The 24,901-nt window shown below is 26.6% G+C and carries 21 protein-coding genes; 13 read left to right on the forward strand and 8 right to left on the reverse strand.

The window, feature by feature from the left end; translation table 11 throughout:
* Positions 1-16: 16 nt before the first annotated feature.
* From carA to ribF, 6 genes are all read right to left on the reverse strand, one after another.
* The gene (carA, locus tag U0T64_00675) at positions 17-1,156 is read right to left on the reverse strand and encodes a glutamine-hydrolyzing carbamoyl-phosphate synthase small subunit (GenBank protein XBC41512.1); all 1,140 of its coding nucleotides are present in this window, start codon (positions 1,154-1,156) and stop codon (positions 17-19) included.
* Positions 1,157-1,260: 104 nt separating this feature from the next.
* Entirely contained in the window at positions 1,261-2,082 is an 822-nt protein-coding gene (dapB, locus tag U0T64_00680) for a 4-hydroxy-tetrahydrodipicolinate reductase (protein ID XBC41383.1), read from the reverse strand.
* A gap of 27 nt (positions 2,083-2,109) precedes the next feature.
* The gene (gene ispH / locus U0T64_00685) at positions 2,110-3,054 is read right to left on the reverse strand and encodes a 4-hydroxy-3-methylbut-2-enyl diphosphate reductase (protein ID XBC41384.1); all 945 of its coding nucleotides are present in this window, start codon (positions 3,052-3,054) and stop codon (positions 2,110-2,112) included.
* Positions 3,055-3,149: 95 nt separating this feature from the next.
* A complete protein-coding gene (gene lspA, locus U0T64_00690) occupies positions 3,150-3,575 on the reverse strand; it encodes a signal peptidase II (GenBank protein ID XBC41385.1) in 426 nt (141 codons plus the stop codon).
* A gap of 59 nt (positions 3,576-3,634) precedes the next feature.
* Positions 3,635-6,445, reverse strand: coding sequence for an isoleucine--tRNA ligase (gene ileS, locus U0T64_00695; protein ID XBC41386.1), 2,811 nt, complete (start codon positions 6,443-6,445; stop codon positions 3,635-3,637).
* Between the two features lie 25 nt (positions 6,446-6,470).
* Positions 6,471-7,307, reverse strand: a complete 837-nt coding sequence (gene ribF, locus U0T64_00700; protein ID XBC41387.1) for a bifunctional riboflavin kinase/FAD synthetase — start codon at positions 7,305-7,307, stop codon at positions 6,471-6,473.
* A 303-nt stretch (positions 7,308-7,610) separates the two neighbouring features.
* Between ribF and rpsT the strand changes: the two genes are divergently transcribed.
* The gene (gene rpsT, locus U0T64_00705; GenBank protein ID XBC41388.1) at positions 7,611-7,874 is read left to right on the forward strand and encodes a 30S ribosomal protein S20; all 264 of its coding nucleotides are present in this window, start codon (positions 7,611-7,613) and stop codon (positions 7,872-7,874) included.
* Between the two features lie 80 nt (positions 7,875-7,954).
* Here the strand turns inward: rpsT and dnaJ are convergent, their stop codons facing one another.
* Together dnaJ and dnaK are read right to left on the reverse strand one after the other, a co-directional pair.
* A complete protein-coding gene (dnaJ, locus tag U0T64_00710) occupies positions 7,955-9,094 on the reverse strand; it encodes a molecular chaperone DnaJ (protein ID XBC41389.1) in 1,140 nt (379 codons plus the stop codon).
* An 87-nt stretch (positions 9,095-9,181) separates the two neighbouring features.
* Complete coding sequence (gene dnaK, locus U0T64_00715; GenBank protein XBC41390.1) at positions 9,182-11,095, reverse strand: molecular chaperone DnaK; 1,914 nt, start codon at positions 11,093-11,095, stop codon at positions 9,182-9,184.
* Positions 11,096-11,349: 254 nt separating this feature from the next.
* Between dnaK and ndhC the strand changes: the two genes are divergently transcribed.
* The 12 genes from ndhC (at position 11,350) to U0T64_00775 (ending at position 24,900) form a co-directional block, all read left to right on the forward strand.
* A complete protein-coding gene (gene ndhC / locus U0T64_00720; GenBank protein XBC41391.1) occupies positions 11,350-11,739 on the forward strand; it encodes an NADH-quinone oxidoreductase subunit A in 390 nt (129 codons plus the stop codon).
* Between the two features lie 41 nt (positions 11,740-11,780).
* Positions 11,781-12,455, forward strand: coding sequence for an NADH-quinone oxidoreductase subunit B (locus U0T64_00725; protein ID XBC41392.1), 675 nt, complete (start codon positions 11,781-11,783; stop codon positions 12,453-12,455).
* Between the two features lie 103 nt (positions 12,456-12,558).
* Positions 12,559-14,361, forward strand: coding sequence for an NADH-quinone oxidoreductase subunit C/D (nuoC, locus tag U0T64_00730; GenBank protein XBC41393.1), 1,803 nt, complete (start codon positions 12,559-12,561; stop codon positions 14,359-14,361).
* A gap of 8 nt (positions 14,362-14,369) precedes the next feature.
* On the forward strand, positions 14,370-14,864 hold the full coding sequence (gene nuoE / locus U0T64_00735; GenBank protein ID XBC41394.1) for an NADH-quinone oxidoreductase subunit NuoE: 495 nt from the start codon (positions 14,370-14,372) through the stop codon (positions 14,862-14,864).
* Complete coding sequence (gene nuoF, locus U0T64_00740) at positions 14,861-16,198, forward strand: NADH-quinone oxidoreductase subunit NuoF (GenBank protein XBC41395.1); 1,338 nt, start codon at positions 14,861-14,863, stop codon at positions 16,196-16,198. Before nuoE ends, nuoF begins: the two co-directional genes overlap by 4 nt.
* 117 nt (positions 16,199-16,315) lie before the next feature.
* Positions 16,316-19,045 (forward strand): NADH-quinone oxidoreductase subunit NuoG, encoded by a 2,730-nt coding sequence (gene nuoG / locus U0T64_00745; GenBank protein ID XBC41396.1) that lies wholly within the window; start codon positions 16,316-16,318, stop codon positions 19,043-19,045.
* Positions 19,046-19,075: 30 nt separating this feature from the next.
* A complete protein-coding gene (gene nuoH / locus U0T64_00750) occupies positions 19,076-20,014 on the forward strand; it encodes an NADH-quinone oxidoreductase subunit NuoH (protein ID XBC41397.1) in 939 nt (312 codons plus the stop codon).
* 15 nt (positions 20,015-20,029) lie between these two features.
* The gene (gene nuoI, locus U0T64_00755; protein XBC41398.1) at positions 20,030-20,575 is read left to right on the forward strand and encodes an NADH-quinone oxidoreductase subunit NuoI; all 546 of its coding nucleotides are present in this window, start codon (positions 20,030-20,032) and stop codon (positions 20,573-20,575) included.
* 11 nt (positions 20,576-20,586) lie between these two features.
* A complete protein-coding gene (locus U0T64_00760; GenBank protein XBC41399.1) occupies positions 20,587-21,081 on the forward strand; it encodes an NADH-quinone oxidoreductase subunit J in 495 nt (164 codons plus the stop codon).
* Positions 21,082-21,113: 32 nt separating this feature from the next.
* Positions 21,114-21,416 carry an NADH-quinone oxidoreductase subunit NuoK gene (nuoK, locus tag U0T64_00765; GenBank protein ID XBC41400.1) on the forward strand — a complete coding sequence of 101 codons (303 nt, stop codon included), beginning with the start codon at positions 21,114-21,116 and terminating at the stop codon, positions 21,414-21,416.
* On the forward strand, positions 21,413-23,254 hold the full coding sequence (gene nuoL / locus U0T64_00770; protein XBC41401.1) for an NADH-quinone oxidoreductase subunit L: 1,842 nt from the start codon (positions 21,413-21,415) through the stop codon (positions 23,252-23,254). The genes nuoK and nuoL overlap by 4 nt, the downstream gene beginning before the upstream one ends.
* A gap of 107 nt (positions 23,255-23,361) precedes the next feature.
* Positions 23,362-24,900 (forward strand): NADH-quinone oxidoreductase subunit M, encoded by a 1,539-nt coding sequence (locus U0T64_00775; protein XBC41402.1) that lies wholly within the window; start codon positions 23,362-23,364, stop codon positions 24,898-24,900.
* Position 24,901 lies beyond the last annotated feature (1 nt).

Consider the following 24,901-nt stretch of genomic DNA (forward strand, 5'->3'; position numbering starts at 1 on the left):
CTTTATTTTTAACGTTTTATTTGTAGTTTTTTAAAAAATTTATAAATTTATCGAAGAGTGATATAGAATCATGAGGACCGGGACTAGCTTCTGGATGACCTTGAAAACTAAATGCATTTTTATCTTTTCTTTGTAAACCTTGTATACTACCATCAAAAAGAGAAATGTGAGTAATTTGGATATTTTTTGGGAGATTAATCGGATCTACTGTGAAGTTATGATTTTGCGAAGTAATTATTACAGTATCAGAAATTAAGTTTTTTACGGGATGGTTTCCTCCATGATGTCCAAATTTCATTTTCATTATTTTTGCGCCACTAGATAAAGCTAATAACTGATGTCCTAAACAAATTCCAAAAATAGGAATGTTAATTTCTAAGAATTCTTTAATTGCATTGATAGCGTAATAACATGGTCTTGGATCTCCTGGACCATTAGATAAAAATATTCCATTTGGCAATAATTTTAAAACTTCTTCCGCGGGAGTGTGTGCAGGAACAATAGTTAGATAACATTGTCTATCTGATAATATATTTAATATATTTTTTTTTACTCCAAAATCGTATACTACTACATGAAATCGATATCTTTTTTTAAGAAATGAAATGTTTCTATATTTTTTAACGTGGGTATTGTTTGATTTCCATATATAAGGAATCTTCGTACTTATTTTGCTTGCTAAATCTATTTCGAACGAATTATGTAATTTTTGAATTTTTTTTAAAGTTTTAGGAATATTAAATGTTTTTTTAGTAGTAATATATCCGTATTGAGATCCTAAATTTCTTAGAATTTTAGTTAATTTTCTTGTATCAATATTAGAAATAGCTATAATTTTATTTTTAATTAAATATTTTGATAAATTTGTTTCGCTTCTATAGTTACTAGATATAGTTGAAAGATCTCGAATAATTAATCCTTTTGCATGAATTATATTAGATTCACAATCGTCTGAATTTACCCCGACATTTCCTATATGAGGGTAAGTAAACGTAATAATTTGATTTAAATAAGAAGGATCTGTTAAAATTTCTTGATATCCGGTCATAGATGTATTGAATACAACTTCACCAAAAGTTTCTCCTAATATACCTATTGATTTTCCATAAAAAATAGTCCCATTTTCTAAAATTAAAATAGCTTCTGGTAATGACATTTCTGCTATATTCAAAGTTTTCTCCAATAAGAATTTTAACATTTGGTATATTTTAGTGAATATTTATTATAATTTTTTAAATTATTTGAAACGTACAAATGAAATTATATATTTAATACATCTTGCATATTGAACAATCCTATTTTATTTGTTGACATTAGCCAGTTCGCAGCTTTTATTGCTCCTTTTGCAAAAATTGATCTGTTAGTAGCTCTATGTTTTATTTCAATTTGTTCTCCTAAACTTGCAAAAATTGCTGTATGATCTCCTATTATATCACCTCCTCTTATTGTTGAAAAACCAATTGTATTTTTTTTTCTTGCTTCTACTATGTTTTTTCTCTCATATATTGCTGCTTTTTGAAAATCCCAATTCATTGCATTAGATATTATTTTTCCCATTTCTATAGCTGTTCCAGAAGGAGCATCTTTCTTATTGCGATGATGTGCCTCAATAATTTCAATATCAGAATGTCTTCCTATAGTAGAAGTTATTTTTTTTATCAAGTGAAATATTAAATTAATTCCAATGCTATAATTAGATGAAAGAACAATTCCTATTTTTTTTGATAATATTTCAATTGTTTTTATATCTTGATTAGATAATCCTGTAGTACCGATTACAATTTTTTTATTATATTTAGAACAAATTTTTAAATTTTCTATTGTGCTTTTAGGATTAGTGAAATCTATAAGAATATCAAAGTTATTTATTTCTTTCTCTAAAGAGTCGTTAATAAAAATATTAGAATTTTTTATTCCTATAATTTTTCCTATATTTTTTTTTGTCGAAATATTTCCTTTTTTTACTATAGCAGCACTTAGATACATACATTTATTCTCGTTTCTATATATTTCTTTAACTATATTTTTCCCCATTTTTCCTAAGACACCTGAAATGGCAATTTTAAATATTGTATTTTGCATTTTTATTCCTATAAAGTATTTTTATTTTTATATTTTATTGTTGAGCTCTTTAGGAATATGAAATTTAATATTTTCTTGTATTCCTAAAATTTCTTGTATGTTATTGTTTTTATATGTTTTTCTTAGTTCTTTTATTACGTTTTGTATAATAATATTTGGAGTAGATGCACCAGCAGCTATTCCAATGGATTTTACTTTGTTAATCCAATAAATTGTATTAATTTCATGATGAGAATCTATTAAAGTAGAGTTTTTGTTGGTTTCTTTTGCAATTCTAAGTAGTTGGTTAGAATTAGAAGAATGTTTAGATCCTATTATAATAATAGAATCAGATAGTTTTAAAAGATTTTTTACTGCTTTTTGTCTATTAATAGTAGCATAACAAATATCGGAATTTTTAGGTTTTTTTATGTTAGGATATTTTTCATATAATTTTTTAATAATAGGATTTATTTTATTGTAGGAAAGTGTAGTTTGAGTCATTAACATGATTTTATTTGGATTTTTTATTTTTAATTTTGAAATATCTTCAATTGATTGTATAAGATAAATATTTCCATTTTTATTAGTATATTGACCTAGCGTACCGTTTATTTCTGGATGTTTAGAAGTGCCAATAAGTATAGCTTCAAAATTTAGTTTACTAGCTTTAGATACTTCTCTATGTACTTTTTTGACAAGAGGACAAGTTGCATCAATTATTTTAAGTTTTCTTCTTTTCGCTTTTTCTTCAATATGTTTAGATACTCCGTGAGCTGAAAATATAAAAATCGCTCCTTTTGGAATAGTATCAATATTTTTGTTAAAAATAACCCCTTTAGATTCTAGATGTTTTATTACATAAGTATTGTGAACTATTTCATGATTTACATAAATAGGTTTTCCATAAATTTTTAATGCCATAGTAACAATATTAATTGCACGTTTTACTCCTGCACAAAATCCTCTTGGATTTGCTAAAAAAATATTCATATATATTATTATATTGTGTTGTTTTCATGTAATTGTATGTAATTATTATAAATTTATAAATGTTATCAGTTATATATTGATAATATGTATATGTATCATTTATTTTTTTCAAAAAAATAAATATATAACAAAAAAATGCACCCTATACAAATACTAATATCTGCTATGTTAAAAGTGGCAGAATGCCAATTTTTAAAATGAATATCAATAAAATCTATTACAAAACCAAAATATAATCGACTTATTAAATTTCCAATAGCTCCGCTTATAATTAAAACATAAGGGATATTGTAATATATATGACTATGTATCATAGAATATATAATTTTAAGTATTATTATAATAGTTAAAATGTTTATTAAAAATAAAAAACATTTGTTTTCTTTACTAATATTTGAAAAAATACTAAACGCTAATCCATAGTTGTGAATTCTAAAAAAATTTAATATTGAATTTATAGATTTTATTTCAAATAATGAATAGTTATTAATTATCCAGTTTTTGCTTACAATGTCTGACATTACTATTATACTAAAAATACTTATTAATATAATCATATTTAAAATTAGTGATTTTTTCATTATAAAAATCTGCGATTTTCGCCTGGTCCTTTGACGTTGGAAACACATCTTTTACATATTTTTAATTTATTGTCAATATCTTCTTTTTTGGAAATAATATGCCAACATCGCATACATTTTATTCCATTTATTTTTTCTACATATATTTTGAGATGTTTTACGAATTTACTTTTTGTAGCATAATGAGGAGCAGAATAGTAATTCTTTATTTGAATTTTTGATACTAGAAATAAAAATTTTAATTCATTTTTTAATAGTTTTAGCATGTTTTGGATATCTTCATCAATATATAATATAACTAATGATTCTAAAGAATTTCCTATTTTTTTGTATTTTCGCGCATTATCTAATATTTTATTTACTTCAGTTTTAATAGCTATTAATGTATTCCAAAATTGATTATTCATTTTTTCTTCTTTTTTTAAATAAAACAATTTTTTAAACCATTCTTCAGTAAACACAAAATCTTCTTTTTTTCCTGGTAAATGATCCCAAAGTTCATCGGCAGTAAAAGATAAAATTGGTGTTATCCATCTGACTAATGCATGCAAAATTAAATACATGGTAGTTTGACAGCTTTTCCTTGCAATATTTTTAGAATTGGTTAGATATTGTCTATCTTTTATGATATCTAAATAAAAAGAACTCATTTCTATAGAACAAAAATATGTTATATTTTTTACTACATCATGAAAATTATAATTTTCGTAGTTTTTTATTATTTTTTTTTGAGTTTCTAAGGTTTTATTTATTGCCCATCGATCGAGTATTAACATATTTTTAGAAGATATTATTTCTGTTTTAGGACAGAAATCATATAAATTTGAAAGAAGAAATCTAGCTGTATTTCTGATTTTTCTATATGTATCTGATATTTGTTTAAGAATAATGTCAGAAATAGAGAGATCTTTGGAATAATCAGTAGAAGCTACCCATAGTCTTAATATATCAGCACCATATTTTTTTATAACATAATTTGGATGAATGGTATTTCCGATAGATTTAGACATTTTTTTCCCCTTTTCATCTACAGCAAATCCATGAGTAATTACTGTACGGTATGGAGAGATAGAATTTATAGCAGTAGATATTATTAAAGAAGACATAAACCATCCTCTATGTTGATCTGATCCTTCTATGTATATATCAGAAATATTTTTATTATGTATTTTTTCATCGTATATATCAGAAATCATTATAGATCCAGATTCGAACCAAATATCTAAAATATCTTCTGTTTTAATATAGTCTTTTGATTCTTTACCTAGTAAATTTTTTGAATTTATATCGAACCAACTTTGAATTCCATTTTTTTTTACATCTTTTATAACACTTTTTATTATAAATAATAATTTAGGATGTAATTTTCCTGTTTTTTCATGGAAAAATATAGTAATAGGAACCCCCCATGATCTTTGTCTAGATATACACCAATCTGGACGATTAGATATCATATTGATCATGTTATCTTTGCTCCAACTTGGAATCCATTGTACTTTTTTAATTTGTTCTATACAATTATTTCTTAAGTTTTTATGATCCATTGCAATGAACCATTGTTGAGTAGCTCGAAAAATAATAGGTGTTCGATGTCTCCAACAATGTGGATAATTATGGGTGAGAATTTCAGTTTTTATTAAATATTTATCTAATAATTTTTTTATAATTTTTGAAGAATTTACGAGATTTATTCCATTTAGTTTTGGGTGGATTTCAGAAATATAGTTTCCATTGCCATCAATCGTTTTTGTTATGCTAATTTTGTATTTTTTGCTAATTTTATAGTCGTCCATTCCAAATTCTGGGGCTATATGTACTGCACCGGTTCCTAAATCTAATGTAACATGTTTTGATAAAACAATTGGAACATTTATATTTAAAAATGGATGTAAAAATTTTGTATTTTCGAGAAGTTTTCCAGATATTGTACTTAAAATTGTCCAGTTTTTAATTCCGAATTTTTTTAAGTTCTTTTTAGTTAATTTTTCAGATAGTATTAGTATTTGTTTTTGTGTTTCAATAAGTTGGTAGTTAAAATGAGGATTTAATGCAATAGCTTTGTTCGCTGGCAAACTCCAAAGTGTTGTTGTCCAAATTATTATGTATATTTTATAATTTAAATTGGAAACTTTAAATATTTTTTTTATAATATCGTCATTAAGAGCTTGAAATTTTATATATGCAGAAACTGATGATTTTGGATAATATTCTACTTCTGCTTCTGCTAATGCTGATTTGCAATCAGTACACCAATTAACTGGTTTAAAATCTCTATAAACATAGCCAAGCTTTATCATTTTTGAGAAAACTTTTAAAATACGTGCTTCATTTTTAAAGTTCATAGTTAAATATGCATGTTCCCAATCTCCGAGTATTCCTAATCTAATAAATTCTTGTTTTTGGTTTTTAACCTGTTGGTTGGCATATTCTCTACATTGATTACGAAAAGAACTAAAATTTCTTTTATTTTTTGATTTTGAGTTTATGGTTTCTATTTTATGTTCGATAGGAAGTCCATGACAGTCCCAAGAGGGAGTATATGGCGCATTATATCCTGACATATTTTTTGATTTTATTATAATGTCTTTTAATATCTTATTTACCGCATGTCCAATGTGGATATTTCCGTTAGCATATGGCGGTCCATCATGTAAAAAAAATTTTTCTTTTTTTTGTTTTGTTTTTCTAATAATTTCATAAATATTATTTTCTTTCCATTTTTTAAGGATTTCTATTTCTTTTTTAGATAAATTTCCTTTCATAGAAAAATTAGTATGTGGTAAATTTAAAGTTGATTTATAATTAGTCATGTTTTTCTCTTTTTAATGAAATATTTTATAATAAATTATTGAAATGTTTTTTAACATATGTATTAGCTATATTAATATCATGTTTGATTCTAGTTTGTAGATCGTGTATAGAAGGAAAAAATATTTCGTTTCGAATTTTTTTGATAAAGATAACTTGTATATATTTTTGATATAGATTGATTGAAATGTTTATAAAATGTACTTCGAGTTTTTTTTGTATTCCAGATATAGTAGGTTGGGTTCCAATATTCGCTACTCCGAAAAAAGTTTTTTTGAGGGTACAAACAAATATTTTAACGATAAATACTCCATTAATAGGTGCTGTATTATTATGTAAAGTAATATTAGCTGTAGGAAATCCAATTATGTTAGTTCCATTTTTTTTTCCATGGATTACTTTTCCAGAAATACTAAAAGATCGTCCTAAAAGTTTTTTAGCTAATTGTAAATTATCATTTTCTAATGCTATTCTAATAGCTGTACTACTTATTTCCATTCCTTGTATTTTGAATATTTTTGTAGCATAAACTTCAAAATTATAATGTTTTCCTATATTTTTTAATAAAGAAATATTTCCTTTTTTTTGAGCACCAAATGAGAAGTTACTTCCAACAGCTAAGAAACAAACATTTAGTTTTTCTATTATTATTTTTTTTATAAAATCCCAAGGTTTTATTAAAGAGAAATAGTGATTAAAATAAATACATAGTATTGTATCAATATTCCATCGAGATAAATATTTTATTTTTTCTCGAAATTTCGTAAGCCGAACAGGAGGATTATGAGGATAAAAAAATTCTTTAGGTTGTGGTTCAAACAAAATAATAGTTGTTGGCTTTTTGTATTCTTTTTTTTTTTGCAAATTAAATTAAGTAGTTTTTGATGACCTAAATGTATTCCATCAAAATTTCCTATTGTTAATATGCAGGAAGTAGTTGGTAACTTCAAATTATTTATATTACGTATTATTTTCATAATTTTTTTAATTAATGATTAAATTTAATATTTTGTGTTAAGGATATTTCAATAGTTATTAAAAATCATAATAATGTGCTTTGAAATAGTACGTAAATATAGCAAAAACGTTTTTATCAATACATTAATAATGTTAATAAATATTTTTTTGATGTATTATATAGCATTATATATGGAGTACACGTTTATTATGGCTAATTTAAAATCATCTAAAAAAAGTGCAGTAAAATCTGAAAAAAAAAGACGTTATAATGCTAGTAATAAATCTAAAATTAAGACATTTATAAAAAAAGTAAATTCTGAAATATATTTAGGAAATAAAGAAAAAGCCAAATTCGAATTCAAAATATTGCAATCTATTTTAGATAGATATGCTACTAAAGGTTTGATTCATAAAAATAAAGCTGCTCGGCATAAATCTAATTTAGAGCATAAAATAAAATTATTAATCTAGTTTGTTTAAATAAAAATTTTGTATTTATTTCTTAAAATTTGCTTCCATAAAAATTCATATAGAAGCAAATTTTTTGAATTTTATTTAGTAAGATCATCAAAAAACCTTCTCACTCCTTCGAAAAAACGTTTTGATCGAGGACTATTTTTTTCGCCTTTAAATCCTCCAAAACTTTCTCCTAATTGATATAAAAGTTGTTTTTGTGTTTGATTAAGATTAACTGGCGTTTCAACTATTATTCGACAAAGTAGATCCCCTTTTTTATTACTTTGAATAGATTTTACTCCTTTTTCTTTTATTCTAAATAATTTTCCTGATTGTGTTTCAGACGGAACTTTTAGTTTAACTTTTCCATCTATTGTTGGTACTTCAATGTTACCACCTAAAGCTGCCATAGAAAAGTTAATTGGTACTTCACAATATAAATTATTTTCTTCACGCTCGAAAATTGGATGCTTTTTAACTGTTATTTGAACATATAAATCTCCAGAATTAGCTCCGTTTTCTCCTGCTTCTCCTTCATTGCTTAGACGGATTCGATCATCGGTATTAACTCCAGCTGGAATTTTTACTGATAAAATTTTTGGTTTTTCTATTCTTCCATGGCCACTACATGTGTAGCATGGAAATTGTATTACGGTACCCTTTCCTTTACATTGAGGACAAGTTTGCTGAACTGTAAAAAATCCCTTTCTCATTTGTATATTCCCTCTTCCATGACATTTTTGACAATTTTGAGGTTTAGATTTTGATTGAGTACCATGTCCATAGCATGATGAACAAGTTTGTAAAGTTGGAATACGGATTTTTTTTGTAACTCCTCGAACGGCTTCTTCTAGAGTTAGTTGCATATTATATCTTAAATCAGATCCTTTTGAAGGTTTTCGTGTTCTATTTCCATTAAATATATCACCAAAAACATCTCCAAAAATATCACTAAAATCTGAATTAGTACTGAAGCTATGAGTAAATGTGCTAGTATTTGAATTTCCTTGCTCGAAAGCAGCATGCCCATATTGATCATATGCAGCTCTTTTTTTTGCATCGTTTAGCACTTCATAAGCTTCTTTTATTTTTTTAAATTTTTCTTCTGCTGTTTTATTACCTTGATTTCTATCGGGATGATATTTCATAGCTAATTTTTTATATGCTGTTTTTATATCTCTTTCATCAGATGATTGATTAACCCCTAAAATTTTATAATAATCTTGTTTTGACATTCGTTCTTTTCCTAATTTTAAATAATTTCACGAGTATAATATTTTTACACTCGTGCTGTAGTTTTTAAATTATTTTATAAATAAATATTATTTTTTTGGATCTTTTACTTCTTCAAATTCTGCATCTACAACGTTTTCTTCAGGTTGTGAAGAAGTATTATTATTTTTAGAGGAGTTAGGTTGTGAAAACTCTTTAGTATCTTGTATTAGTTTAGAAGAAAGTTGAATTAAATTTTTTATTTTTTCTTCTATATCAGATTTGTTTTCTCCCTTTAGAGAGATTTCTAGTTCACTTAAAGATTTTTCGATATTTTCTTTATCTTTAGGTGTTATTTTTGTAGCAGAATCGTTTAATTGTTTTCTAGTATTATGAGAAATTTGATCTCCTTGGTTTCTCAATTTTACCAGTTCTTCGAATTTTTTATCCGATTCAGAATTTGCTTCTGCATCAGAGACCATTTTTTTAATTTCAGTTTCATTTAATCCAGATGATGCTTTTATTGTTATTTTTTGTTCTTTTCCTGTATTTTTATCTTTTGCTGATACATGTAAAATACCATCTGCATCTATGTCGAATGTTACTTCAATTTGAGGCATTCCTCTAGGAGCAGGTTGAATACCATCTAAATTAAATTGGCCTAACGATTTGTTATCTATTGATCGTTTGCGTTCTCCTTGTAGTACGTGTATTGTTACAGCTGCTTGATTATCTTCTGCTGTAGAAAATACTTGGCTATGTTTTGTAGGAATAGTTGTATTTTTATTGATTAGCGTTGTCATTACCCCACCCATCGTTTCTATTCCTAATGATAAGGGAGTGACATCTAATAATAACACATCTTTTACTTCTCCCGACAATACGCCTCCTTGTACTGCAGCGCCGACAGCTACTGCTTCGTCAGGATTAACATCCTTGCGCGGTTCTTTTTTGAAAAAATTAGCTACTTTTTTTTGAACCAGTGGCATTCTTGTTTGGCCACCAACTAAAATCACATCATTAATATCTGAAATAGATAATTTTGCATCTTGTAATGCAGTTTTTAATGGTTCTATAGAACGAACTATTAAATCTTCGACAAGAGATTCTAATTTTGTTCTAGTTACCTTTATATTTAAATGTTTTGGCCCATTGGCATCTGCTGTTATATAAGGTAGATTTACGTCAGTTTGTTGTGTGGAAGATAACTCAATTTTTGCTTTTTCTGCAGCTTCTTTTAATCGTTGCATTGCAAGAGGATCATTTCTTAAATCAGTTCCTTGGTCTTTTTTAAATTCTTCAGACAAATAATTGATAAGTCGGCTATCAAAATCTTCTCCTCCAAGATGAGTATCTCCGTTTGTAGCTAATACTTCGAAAGTTTTTTCTTGATCTACGTTATCTATTTCTATGATTGAGATATCAAATGTTCCACCTCCTAAATCATATACTGCTATGATTTTGTTTCCTTTGTCTTTATCTAAACCATAAGCTAATGCTGCAGCTGTTGGTTCATTAATAATTCTTTTTACATCTAATCCTGCAATTTTTCCTGCATCTTTAGTTGCTTGTCTTTGAGCATCATTAAAATAAGCAGGAACTGTAATAACTGCTTGTGTAACAGGTTCTCCTAGATAGTCTTCTGCAGTTTTTTTCATTTTTTTTAATATTTCTGCAGAAATTTGAGGAGGAGCGAGTTTTTTTTGTTGAATATTTATCCAAGCATCTCCATTTTCTGATTTAATTATTTTGTATGGCATTATTTTAATATCACGTTGTACTTCTTCGTCTGAGAATTTTCTTCCCATTAAACGTTTTATTGCAAATAATGTATTGTTCGGATTTGTTATAGCTTGACGTTTGGCAGGTTTTCCTATTAAAATTTCCTCGTTTTTAGTATATGCGATTACTGAAGGTGTAGTTCGATCGCCTTCTGAATTTTCTAACACACGTGTTTTATTTCCATCCATAATTGCAATACAGGAATTAGTAGTTCCTAAATCGATTCCAATTATTTTACTCATAAATTGCTCCTATAAACTATATAAAATTTAATGGTGGAATCATTATTTCTAATTTTTAACAATAATTTTTTATTAAATATTTCAAAATTATATGCTTAGATAATACATAGATGGGGTCAATTTTTTGATCATCAAGTCTTCAGTAGAACTAATTTAAATATTAATTACTATATTGAATTTAATAGAAAGTTTATAATTTTTAGTTTAATATATGTGTATTTTAGAAGATTTATTAATAATTTTAAAAAGATATCATGAATTTTATAAATAGCTTATATGCTTTTAAATATTTAGGATTTTTAATATATTTTTTAACAGTTATCGGATTGTGTGCTTTAATTTTATTATTGAGTTCAATATTAGGTGGAAAATCTCAATCTAGACATAAACATAAGCCATTTGAATCTGGGATAGATCCGGTTGATGAACTTCCTTTAAACGTATCTATTAAATTTTATTTGGTGGCAATTTATTTTGTTTTGTTTGATGTTGAGGCAATGTACTTATATTTATGGGCAATAAATATTTATAAAGTTGGATGGTTAGGTTTTGTAGAAGTTTTATTTTTTATTCTATTTTTATTGTGTGGATTAATTTATTTAATTCGTTTAAATGCATTGAACTGGGATCAGAACCGCCTTTAAGGAAATATTAATATTTAAATTTTTCAAAAATAGGTTATTTTATGAAATATACATTAACTAGAGTAGGTAATAAAGGAACAAACAAAAATTATCCGACTCATACAAAAGAAGTTGTGTCTGATCCTATTGATGATTATATAAAAAAAAATGTTTATATGGGTACAATTCGTAAATATATTCATAATTTAGTTAATTGGGGAAGAAAGAATTCTCTTTGGCCTTATAATTTTGGGTTATCTTGTTGTTATGTAGAAATGGTAACTGCATTTACTTCTGTACATGATATTTCAAGATTTGGTTCTGAGGTTTTGCGTGCATCTCCACGACAGGCTGATTTTATGGTGATTGCTGGTACACCATTTATAAAAATGGCACCTGTTATTCAAAGATTATATGATCAAATGTTAGAACCAAAATGGGTCATTTCTATGGGAGCTTGTGCCAATTCTGGTGGAATGTATGATGTATACTCTGTAGTTCAGGGTGTAGATAAATTTCTTCCCGTAGATGTATATATTCCTGGTTGTCCACCAAGACCTGAAGCTTATATAGAAGGTTTGATGTTATTACAAAAATCTATTTCTAAAGAACGTCGTCCATTATCGTGGATAGTAGGAGAACAAGGTATATACCGTGCTAATATGCCATCGGAAAAAAGTCGACGTAAAGCAAAAAATATTTCTATTAAAACACTTCGTTCTCCAGACACAATTTAAGATAGAATAATTAAAAAGTTCTTTTAAAAGGTCTTTATATCTTAGTAATTTTTGCATGTTTTTCTTTTTAATTATATATAATTATAAGATTATTATTTAATTTATGAAAAATGATAGTTTAAACCATGATAATAATTTAGGAAAATTTATTCCTAATAATCATATTAACAGCATCATTGTAGAAGAACTTTTTGAATTTTTTGGGAAAAACAAGTTTGTTCTTCAGGCAAATTTAATGGATATTCCTATATTGTGGATAGATAGAAATATTTTATTGGAAGTAGGTAAATTTTTGTTAAACATGCGTAATCCTTATACCACATTGTTTGATCTTCATGGAATTGATGAAAGATTGCGTTCTCATCGATCAGGATTACCGTTAGCTGATTTTTCGGTTTTTTATCATTTTATTTCGTATTCTAGAAATAGTGATGTAATATTTAAAATAGCATTGTTTAACAATGCATTGAATGTTCCTACATTAACAGCATTATATCCAAATTCTAATTGGTATGAATGTGAAACATGGGAAATGTTTGGAATTGTTTTTGATCAACATCCTCATTTAACTCATATTATTATGCCAAAGACTTGGAAAGGATATCCGTTGCGAAAAGATTATCCTTCAAGAGCTACTGAGTATGATCCGTTTGTGTTAAATGAGAATAAAGAAGATATTGAAATGGATTCATTAAGATTTAATCCAGAAGAGTGGGGAATGAAAAAACAAAGTAAAGATAATAACTATATGTTTTTAAATTTAGGACCAAACCATCCTTCTGCGCATGGAGTTTTTCGTATAATTTTACAATTAGATGGAGAAAAAATTGTTGATTGTGTTCCGGACATTGGATACCACCATCGTGGAGCTGAGAAAATAGGAGAACGTCAAACTTGGCATGGTTATATCCCATATACAGATCGCATTGAATATTTAGGTGGATGTATTAATGAAATGCCTTACATATTAGCAGTTGAAAAATTAGCTGGTATTACAGTCCCAAAAAAAGTAGAAGTTATTCGAATAATGTTGTCAGAATTGTTTAGAATTAATAGTCATTTGCTATATGTTTCTACTTTTATTCAAGATGTTGGTGCTATGACACCAGTTTTTTTAGCATTTACTGATCGTCAAAAGATTTATGATATTATTGAAGCAATTACAGGATTTCGTATGCATCCTGCGTGGTTTAGAATTGGAGGGGTAGCAAATGATTTGCCACGAGGATGGAATAAATTACTGAAAGATTTTCTTCAATGGATACCAAAAAGATTGAAAAAGTATATTAATGTTGCACTTAAAAATAGTATTTTAATAAGTAGATCAAAAGGTATAGCTGAGTATAACAAATATGAAGCTCTTACATGGGGTGTTACAGGATCAGGTTTACGTGCTACTGGATTAGATTTTGATGTTAGAAAGAAGAGACCTTATTCTGGATATCATAATTTTGAGTTTGAAGTTCCACTAGGAAATGGAATTAGTGATTGTTATTCTAGAGTAATGTTAAAAGTAGAGGAAATTTGGCAAAGTATTTTTATTTTACAACAATGTTTAAATAATATGCCAGATGGTCCGTTTAAAGCTGATCACCCTTTAACTACTCCGCCTCCTAAAGAACGTACTTTGCAACATATTGAAACAATGATTACTCATTTCTTGCAAGTTTCTTGGGGGCCTGTAATTCCTCCTAATGAGAGTTTTCAAATGGTTGAAGCATCTAAAGGAATAAATAGCTACTATTTAATTAGTGATGGAAACACTACAAGTTATAGAACTAGAATAAGAACCCCTAGTTTTCCTCATTTACAACAAATACCATCAGTCATTCGTGGAAGTTTAATATCAGATTTAATAGTTTATTTAGGGAGTATTGATTTCGTTATGTCTGATGTCGATCGTTAAGTAAAAACATGTCAAAAAAAATATTGTATGATAATTTTGTATTAAATGATGAAGATAAGATAGAAATATTAAAAAAGAAAGATAATTATGAGAATTCGCGCTCTAGTTCTATAGAAGCATTGAAAATAGTTCAAAAGAAATATGGCTGGATTTCTGACTTTGCTATTTATGAAATTTCGAAAATACTTGGAATAACTGAGAGCGATTTAGAAGAAGTAGCTACATTTTATAGTCAAATTTTTCGTAAACCAGTAGGAAGAAATATAATACGTTATTGTGATAGTATTGTATGTTTTATGCATGATTGTGAAAGCATAAGATTTTTTTTAGAAAAAAAATTGGATATTTCTATTGGAGAAACAACAAAAGATTTTAATTTTACTTTATTGCCTGTGAGTTGTTTAGGAAATTGCGATAAAGCTCCTACTATAATGATTAATGATGATGTATATTCTTGTGTAACTTCAAGTTTAATCATGAGATTATTGGAATCATATAAGTGAAAAAAATACTCTGTACTCGTGAAACTCATCCATTAACGTGGTGGTTAAATGAAAACAAAGATGTAGTATGGATAGAAGAATATAAAAAAAAAGGTGGTTATTTAGCTTTTGAAAAAGCAGTTAAGACTATAAAACCGCAAGAGATTATAAATACTATAATAGGTTCAGGTTTAAAAGGACGCGGAGGAGCAGGATTTTCTACAGGAATAAAATGGAGTTTAATGTCTCAAAGTAGAAATAGTAGTGTGCGATATTTATTGTGTAATGCTGATGAAATGGAGCCAGGTACGTATAAAGATAAATTTTTAATGGAGAAAATTCCCCATCAGTTAATAGAAGGAATTTTGATTAGTGCATTAGCTTTAAAAGTTAATGTAAGTTATATTTTTTTAAGAGGAGAATATGTTCATGCTGAACATATTCTCAATAAAGCTATTTGTGAAGCTAAAAATTCAAATTATATTGGAAAAAATGTTCTTACATCAAATTTAAGTTTTGAAATTTTTGTACATAGTGGTGCTGGACGTTATATTTGTGGAGAAGAAACCGCCTTAATTAATTCTTTAGAAGGTAGACGAGCTAATCCAAGATGTAAACCTCCTTTTCCTGCTGTTATAGGAGTATGGGGAAAACCTACTTGTATTAATAATGTGGAAACATTGTCTAATGTACCGTCTATTATTTTAAATGGTATAGAATGGTATAAAAATTTATCAAAAAGTTCTGATGCAGGTACTAAGATAATGGGATTTTCGGGGAAAGTTAAAAATCCTGGATTATGGGAATTGCCTTTTGGAACATCAGCACGTGAGGTATTAGAAGACTATGCTGGTGGTATGAAAAATGGATTTAAACTTAAAGCATGGCTACCAGGTGGAGCAAGTACAGATTTTTTAACATGTGAACATATTGATGTTCCTATGGATTTTCTTAATATTCAAAAAGCAGGAAGTAGATTAGGTACTGCTGTCGCCATGGCAGTTGATCATACTATGAATATAGTATCTGTAGTTAGAAACATTGAAGAATTTTTTTCTCGCGAATCATGTGGATGGTGTACTCCATGTCGTGATGGTTTACCATGGATTGTGTTTATTTTAAAATCTTTAGAAAAAAATCAAGGACATAAGGATGATATTAAGATTTTAGAAAATCTATGTTTGCAATTAGGGCCTGGAAAAACATTTTGTGCACATGCTCCTGGGGCTATTTCTCCATTGAGAAGTGCTATTAAATATTTTCGTGCAGAGTTTGAAAATTGTATTCAACCGTCGTCGATTATTAGTATAAAATTAATAGAAGGTATTCAGTCAAATAATATTATTAATGACTAATTTAGAAATATAGTAAAGATATTTTGAAACGACCATTTTGTATGTATGTAGTCTAATTTTACTATATACATAGTTTATAAATTAAAAATTTTATCAAATAAAAATAAAGATAATTTTATGGCTATAATTTCTATAGATAAAAAAAAATATAATGTTAATGATTCAGAAAATTTATTACATGCTTGTCTATCACTTGGTTTTAATTTACCTTATTTTTGTTGGCATCCTGTATTAGGCAGTATTGGTGCATGTCGTCAATGTGTTGTAAAGCAATATCATAATGATAAGGATACGATAGGAAGATTAGTAGTATCTTGTATGACTCCTATTACGGATGATTTAATAATTTCTATAAATGATCATGAAGCGGTAGATTTTAGGAAAGGTATTATAGAGTTGTTAATGACTAATCATCCACATGATTGTCCTATTTGTGAAGAAGGTGGAAATTGTCATCTTCAAGATATGACTGTAATGGCTAAACATTATATTAGACGATATAGATTTTCAAAAAGAACTCATAAAAATCAAAATTTAGGACCTTTTATTCAACATGAAATGAATCGATGTATTTCTTGTTACAGATGTGTGCGTTATTACAAGGATTATGCTGATGGTACAGACTTTGGAGTTTTTGGAATTAGTAACAATATTTATTTTGGAAGGTTCAAAGAAGGACAATTAGAAAGCGAATTTTCGGGAAATTTGATTGATGTTTGTCCTACTGGAGTTTTTACTGATAAGACACAGTCTGAAACATATACAAGAAAATGGGATTTACAATATGCCCCAAGTATTTGTCAGCATTGTTGTATTGGATGTAATATTAGTGTAGGTGAAAGGTATGGAAAAATATGTAAGATAGAAAATCGATATCATGGTAGTATTAATCGCTATTTTTTATGTGATTTGGGGAGATTTAGTTATGGTTATTCCAATTTAAAAGATAGACCGAAATGGTCTATGCATCGCATTAATAGTAAGAAACAATATGTTTTAGATAGTATAGAACAGTCTATTAAATTAGTGTCTAAAAATTTAGAACGTTCTTCTAAAATAATTGGGATTGGTTCTAGCCGGGCTAGTTTAGAAAGTAATTATGCTTTGCAAAAATTAGTTGGACGAGAAAATTTTTCAATAGGATTATTACAAATAGAATTAGATTGTATACAATTAATAGAAAAAATTTTAAAAGATAGTGGTATTTATGTGCCTACATTAAGAGAAATAGAAAATTATGACATGATTCTTGTTATTGGAGAGGATATTACTCAAACTTCTCCTATGGTAGCTTTATCTGTCAGGCAAGCAATCAAGAATAGTTCAAAAAAAATAGAATTTTCAAAGAAAATCCAAAAATGGCATTCATTAGCTATTAAAAATCTTTCTCAAAATATAAAAAATAAATTATTTGTTATAAATACATGTTCAACCAAATTAGACGATATTTCTGAAATAAGTCATTTTTCTAATATAAATGATCAAGTACAATTATGTTTTCAAATTGCGCATGAGCTTGATAAAACTTTTTCTAATTTTAGTAATTTGAGTATATGTGACATGAAAATAGTTAAAAAAATTGTTTTAGCTATGTTATCATCTAAAAATCCTCTTATTATTTCTGGTTCACATTGCAATAGTGTAGAATTAATTCAAGCTGTTCATAATATAGCAAAAGCATTAAAAAATTTGGAGAAAGAAGTTGGTTTAGTTCTTCTGACATCTGATTCTAATAGTTTAGGAATACAGTTGTTAAAAGGCATGTCATTAGAACAATCTATGGATAGTGTGCTCAAAGAAAAATGTGATTCTATAATAATTTTAGAAAATGATTTATTTCGTTATTTTCCTGAATCTAAACTTTTAAATTGGTTTAGTAAGATTAAAAATATCATAGTTATTGATCATCTTAATACTAAAACAATAAAAATAGGAAAAATAACTCTTCCAGCTTCTAATTCTTTTGAAAGTTCAGGAACAATTGTAAATTATGAAGGTCGAGCACAGAGATTTTTTCAAGTATATGATACTGGATTTTACAATAAAAGTTTGCATATTTTAGATAGTTGGATGTGGTTGCATCTTATAGAATGTAAGTTGTATAAGAAACCTAAGATCTGGTATACATTAGATGATGTTATTCATAGTATGTGTTCTGAAAATTATAGTTTACGAGAGATAAAATTTTTAGCTCCTAATTCATCTTTTAGAGTTTTTAATCAAAAATTAGCAAGATCCTCACATCGTTCTAGTGGTCGTACATCAATGCGATCTAATATTAACGTTCATGAAGTTAAACAACCTGAAGATAAAAATTCTATGTTTTCTTTTTCTATGGAAGGATGCCAACAAATTTATAAATATTCTTCTTATATACCTTTTGCTTGGGTTCCTGGTTGGAATTCAATACAGGCTTGGAACAAGTTTCAAAAAGAAATTAATGGAGAATTATATTGTGGAGATTCTGGAAGGAGGTTATTTTCATATGACCCATGTCAATCTATTCCCTGGTTTGATAATATATCTTTTATTGTTACAGATTCTAGTTATTATGTGGTTCCATGTTATTTTTTGTTTGGAAGTGAGCAATTATCGCAATGGTCTTTGACAATTCAGGAAAATATATTTTATGTTGCAGGAATTATGAACACTCAAGATGCAAAAACTTTATCTATTCAATCTGGATCACAAATAGAATTTATTTGTTGTAAAACTAAATTTACGATAATTGTGCATTTATCGTCAAAAATGAAATCTAAGCAATTAGGTTTACCTTTGGGATATTCAAATTTTCCCTTATCTCTTTCTAGAAAAAAAGTTGTCGAGTTGCGTAAGATAATTGTATGATTAGTTTTTAATATTTTTCGGAAATAAAATGTGTTAATTTTAAAATCGGTTTTATTATTGTTCTTTGTTTTTTTATTTGCAGCAATCATGAGTATTTTAGAACGTAGAATATTAGGTTTCTTACAAAATCGACACGGACCTAATAGAGTGGGATGGCACGGAACATTACAAATAGCAGCAGATATGATAAAAATATTTTTCAAAGAAGATTGGATTCCTGGATTTAGTAAACGAGCAATTTTTGTTTTATCTCCCATTTTGGGGTTTGTTTTTTTGTTCCTTGTTATGGCAATTATACCAGTTAGTCGTAGTTTTGTTGTAATAGATTTAAATATAGGTATTTTATTTTTTTTAATGATGGCATCTCTTTCAGTATATTCTGTTTTGCTTGCAGGTTGGTCTAGTAATAGTAAGTATGCATTGTTAGGAGCTATTCGTGCTACTGCACAAACATTATCGTATGAAGTTTTTTTAGGTCTTTCGTTAATGGGAGTTGTAGCTCGTGCCAAATCATTTAATATGATTTCTATTGTTAATAGTCAGGTTTCTATGTGGAATTGTATTCCTCAATTTTTTGGATTAATAACATTTTTAATAGCAGGTTTAGCATTATGTCATCGTCATCCTTTTGATCAACCGGAATCTGAACAAGAATTATCAGATGGCTATCATATTGAATATTCAGGTATGAAATTTGGTTTGTTCTTTATTAGTGAATATATTTCTATTATTGTTATTTCGAGTTTAATTACAACAATGTTTTTTGGTGGTTGGTTAGGATTTGGATTTTCTTCAATTTTTTTATTTTTTTTAAAAACTGTGTTTTTTATTTTTTTATTTATTTTAATTCGGGCTTCTTTGCCTCGACCTCGTTATGATAAAGTAATATTGTTTGGATGGAAATTTTGTTTTCCTTTAACTTTAATAAATTTAATATTTACTGCTATTTTTATATTGTATAAATTTTAGTAAGAGATAAGTTATATGAAAATTTTAGAAGTAATGTATTTTCTATTTAGTCAAATTCGAAGTATTTGGTTAACTTTTATTAATATTTTCTCAAAGCGAGAAACTATAATGTATCCTGAAAAACCTATTTATCTTCCTCCGAGATATAGAGGTCGTATTATATTATCTCGTACTTTACAAGGAGAAGAACGATGTGTAGCTTGTAATTTGTGCTCTGTGGTTTGTCCTGTAGGCTGTATTTCTTTAAAAAAATCTTCTTTAAAATCTTATAATCGTTGGTATCCAAAATTTTTTCGAATAAACTTTTCCCGTTGTATATTTTGTGGATTATGTGAAGAAGCTTGTCCTACTGCTGCTATTCAATTAATTCCTGATTTCGAGTTATCAGAATATAAGAGACAAGATTTGGTTTATGAAAAAGAAGATTTATTAATTTCAGGACCGGGAAAATATTCTGATTATAACTTTTATAGTTTTTCAGGTGTAAAAGTACAAAATAGAGACAAGGGTAATTTAGATTATGAATCTTATCCTATTGATGTTAAGACATTATTACCTTAAGGAATAATGATATGGAATTATCTTTTTATGGTTTTGGATTAATGTCTATTATTTTTACAGTTTTTACAATTTTTAGCAAAAATCCAATGTATTCTTTGATTTTTTTAATAGCATCTTTTTTATCTACATCAGGTGTCTTTTTTTCATTAGGAGCATTTTTTGCAGCAGCATTAGAAGTAATAATTTATTCTGGTGCTATAATGGTTTTATTTGTATTTGTTATTATGATGTTTAATTTTAAAAATTTTACATCTTGTTCTACAATATCTAATATATCGTTTATAAAATTGGTAGCACTCAGTATTATTTTTTTAGCATTAGTTTTGAGTGTATTTTTATTTTTGTCTAATTTAAGTGATAAATATATATATAATATTATTATTAGCACACATGAAGTAGGAATAAAATTATTTCAAGATTATATTTTAATAATTGAATTAGTATCAATGTTACTTTTAACTTCCTTAATAATAGTGTTTCATATTGGAAAAAAAAAAGATAAGTAAAACTTTTATTCATTTATGAGGATTAAATATGTATGATTCCTTTATTCCATGGTCTATTTTTATCTTCAGTTTTATTAATTCTAGGTTTTTTATCTTTAATAATACATAAAAATATTTTATGTATGTTGATTAGTTTAGAAATTATGCTTAATGCTGCTGCATTAGCATTAGTAGTTGTAGGTAGTTATTGGAATCAAGTAGATGGACAAATCATGTATATCTTAATCGTGACTTTAGGTGCTTCAGAATCAGGAATAGGGTTAGCACTTTTAATACAATGTTATCGCAAATTTAAAACTTTAAATATTGATAAATTAAGTGAGATGCATGGATGAATATTATTCATATAATAGTTTTATTTCCTTTAATAAGTTGTGTAGCATTATTATTTTTTAAGAAAATTTTTTCTGATTCTCAGGTTATAAAGTTTTCAGTAGGATCTATATTAGTATCTATGTTTTTTTCTATATATTTCATAAAAAATTTTTCTTATCAGAATGATAATATATTTGTTGAAACGTTGTGGACATTTATAGCTGTTGATAATTTTCAAATTAATTTTGGATTTTTAATAGATGGTTTGTCTCTCACAATGTTGATTATGGTGACTTGCATTGGTTTTTTAGTTCATTTATTTTCTTCTTGGTATATGGGATTTAAAACGCAGTTATCAAGTTTTTTTGCATATATGAACTTATTTATTTTTAGTATGATTGTATTAGTTTTATCAGATAATTTGATATTTATGTTTTTAGGATGGGAAGGAGTAGGAATATGTTCTTATTTGTTAGTAGGATATTATTACAAGAATATTAATGCTGGTTACGCTGCTTTAAAAGGATTTTTCATTACTCGCATTGGAGACGTTTTTTTATTATTATCAATATTTTTAATTTATAAAGAATTTGGAACGACTAATTTTGAAGAATTGAAATTAATTTTTAAAATGATCAAAATAAAGGAACATATATTTTCATTACATCTTATTACTATTTTTTTATTATTGGGAGCTATAGGGAAATCTGCTCAAATTCCGTTACAAACATGGTTAGCAGACGCAATGATGGGCCCAACCCCGGTATCTGCTTTAATACATGCAGCTACTATGGTAACAGCTGGAATTTATTTAATTTCAAGAACTTATTTTTTATTTTCATTAATTCCAGTAGTTTTATATATTTTGGGAATAATAGGTAGTATTACTTTAATTGTTTCTTGCTGTTCAGCATTAGTTCAAACTGATGTAAAACGTATATTGGCATATTCTACTATGAGTCAAATAAGTTACATGTTTATTGCATTAAGTATGCAAAACTGGACAGCTGCTATTCAACATTTAGTTGCACATGCCATTTTTAAGGCTCTTATTTTTCTCGCCGCCGGTTCAATAATTATTTTGTTAAAAAATGAAAAAAATATTTTTAAAATGGGAGGTTTAAAACGTCATATTCCTTTACTATATATATCTTTTTTAGTTGGTGGATCTTCTCTTGCTTCATTTCCATTTATTACATCAGGATTTTATAGTAAAAGAAATATCTTGTTTTTTGCTTTTGAAAATAATTTTATGCTGTTTTTTATATCGGGATTGATCGGTTTATTTCTAACTACATTGTATACATATAGAATGATATTTGTTATTTTTTTTGGAACTACAAAAAGAAAACTTCTGTCTCCTACAGAGTTTACTCATAGTTTTCCATTAATTGTACTCATAATATTTTCTACATTTATTGAATTGTATATAAATTTTCCATTATTTCAAACATTTTCTATAGAAAAAAAAGTTATTCATTTTAATTTTTATTTAGAAATAATATGCAGTTTTATATCTTTATTTGGTATTTCTTTATCTTATTATTTATGGGTAGTCAATAAAAAAATTATTAATAATTTATTATGTACTAAAGTAGGGATTTTTTTCAACCAGTTTTTTTTTAATGCTTGTGGTTTTGATTATATATATAACGTTTTATTTGTAAATCCATATCTTTATATTACTAAATTTCTAATGTTTGATCCTTTAGGTAATTTTTTCAATCATTTTAAAAATTTGTTTTATTTTATTTATCGTAATTTTGTTTTTATACATAATGGTTATTTAAGAGCATATTTGTTATGGATTTTATTAGGATGCATAGCTTGTTTAGAAACTATAATTTTATACGTTTAAAAATATTGATAATAATTTTAAAGTTATTAGATAAAAATTTTTCATTATTTTATAAATTTTTATTAATTTTATTAAGTTAGTGAACTAAAATCAGGAATATAATTGACATGATACTTCCTATTTTTATTTTAATTCCATTTTTAGGTGGAATTGCATGTTGGTGTTTTGATCAATATGGTATAAAAATTTCGCATTATATTGCATTGGTATTAACAAGTTTATTATTTGTTTTATCTTTTTCTTGTTTATTTTGTGATTTAACAATTTTTGTTTCTCATTCATATAAATCTTTTTGGAACTTTGAATATCAAACTTCTTGGATTCCACAATTAGGAATTACTTTTTATTTAGCTGCTGATAGTTTGTCAATTTTAATGTTGGTTTTGACTAATTTTTTAGGAATGATATCAGTACTTTGTTCATGGAACAGAATCGAAAAAAAAATTGGTTTTTTTTATTTGAATTTATTATGGATTTTAAGTTTTTCCGTAGGTATTTTTTTGTCTATTGATCTTTTTTTATTTTTCTTTTTTTGGGAAATAATAATTTTTCCAATGTATTTTTTAATTATATTATGGGGATATAAAGTTAATAGTAAAAATACATGTTTAAATAGGTACATAGCAGCTAATAAGTTTTTTATATATTCTCAATTTTCTGGTTTAATCTTATTATTTTCAATATTACTTTTAGTTTATTCTAATTATACATGTACTCATGTTTTAAGTTTTAACTATGATATATTACGTAATGTGTCTCTTGGTATTTTTATGGAAACTTTTATTATGATTGGTTTCTTTTTAGCTTTTTCTATAAAAATTCCTATAGTTCCATTTCACGATTGGTTTCCAGATTTTCATACATATTCTCCTATTTCAGGTGCTTTAGATATTTCTGGAATTTTATTGAAAACGGCTATTTATGCACTGTTACGATTTAATATTCCTTTTTTTCCACATGCTTCGTTTATTTTTTCATCTATTTTTATGTATTTAGGAGTTATAACAATATTTTATTCTATATTTGTAGCTTTTTTTCAAGTTGACATTAAACGTTTAATAGCTTATATGTCAATGTCACATACAGGATTTTTATTAATTGCTGTGTTTAGTGCTAATCAAATAGCATATCAAGGAATAATTATTCATGTTATTTCTTATGCCATTTCTACTTCTGCTTTATATTGTCTTGTAGGTCAAGTATTTCAACGTACTAATACTCGGAATATGAAAGAAATAGGTGGTTTATGGTCAAAAATGAATTGGATACCTAGTTTATCTTTGTTTTTTGCAGTCGCAAATTTAGGAATTCCAGGAACAGGTAATTTCGTTGGCGAGTTTATGATATTATTTGGAACATTTAATAAAAATATGTTTTTGATTAGTGTTGTTTCTTTTTCTTTAATTTTTACAGCATTATGTTCATTAAATATGATACAAAAAATATATTTTGGTCCTTATTTTTATAAAAAAAATAAAGTTTTTATTAAAAACGTTTCTTTCCGAGAAATATTTATATCAATGTTACTATTGACAGTTTTGATTTTAATTGGAGTGTTTCCTAACATAATTTTACATATATCTGAGTTTCCACTAAATAATATTCGAACGATTTTTTTTAATTCTATTTCAATGACAAGGTTATAAG

The organism is Buchnera aphidicola (Nurudea yanoniella) (assembly GCA_039829995.1).
Taxonomy (GTDB): Bacteria; Pseudomonadota; Gammaproteobacteria; order Enterobacterales; family Enterobacteriaceae; genus Buchnera_B; species Buchnera_B aphidicola_AV.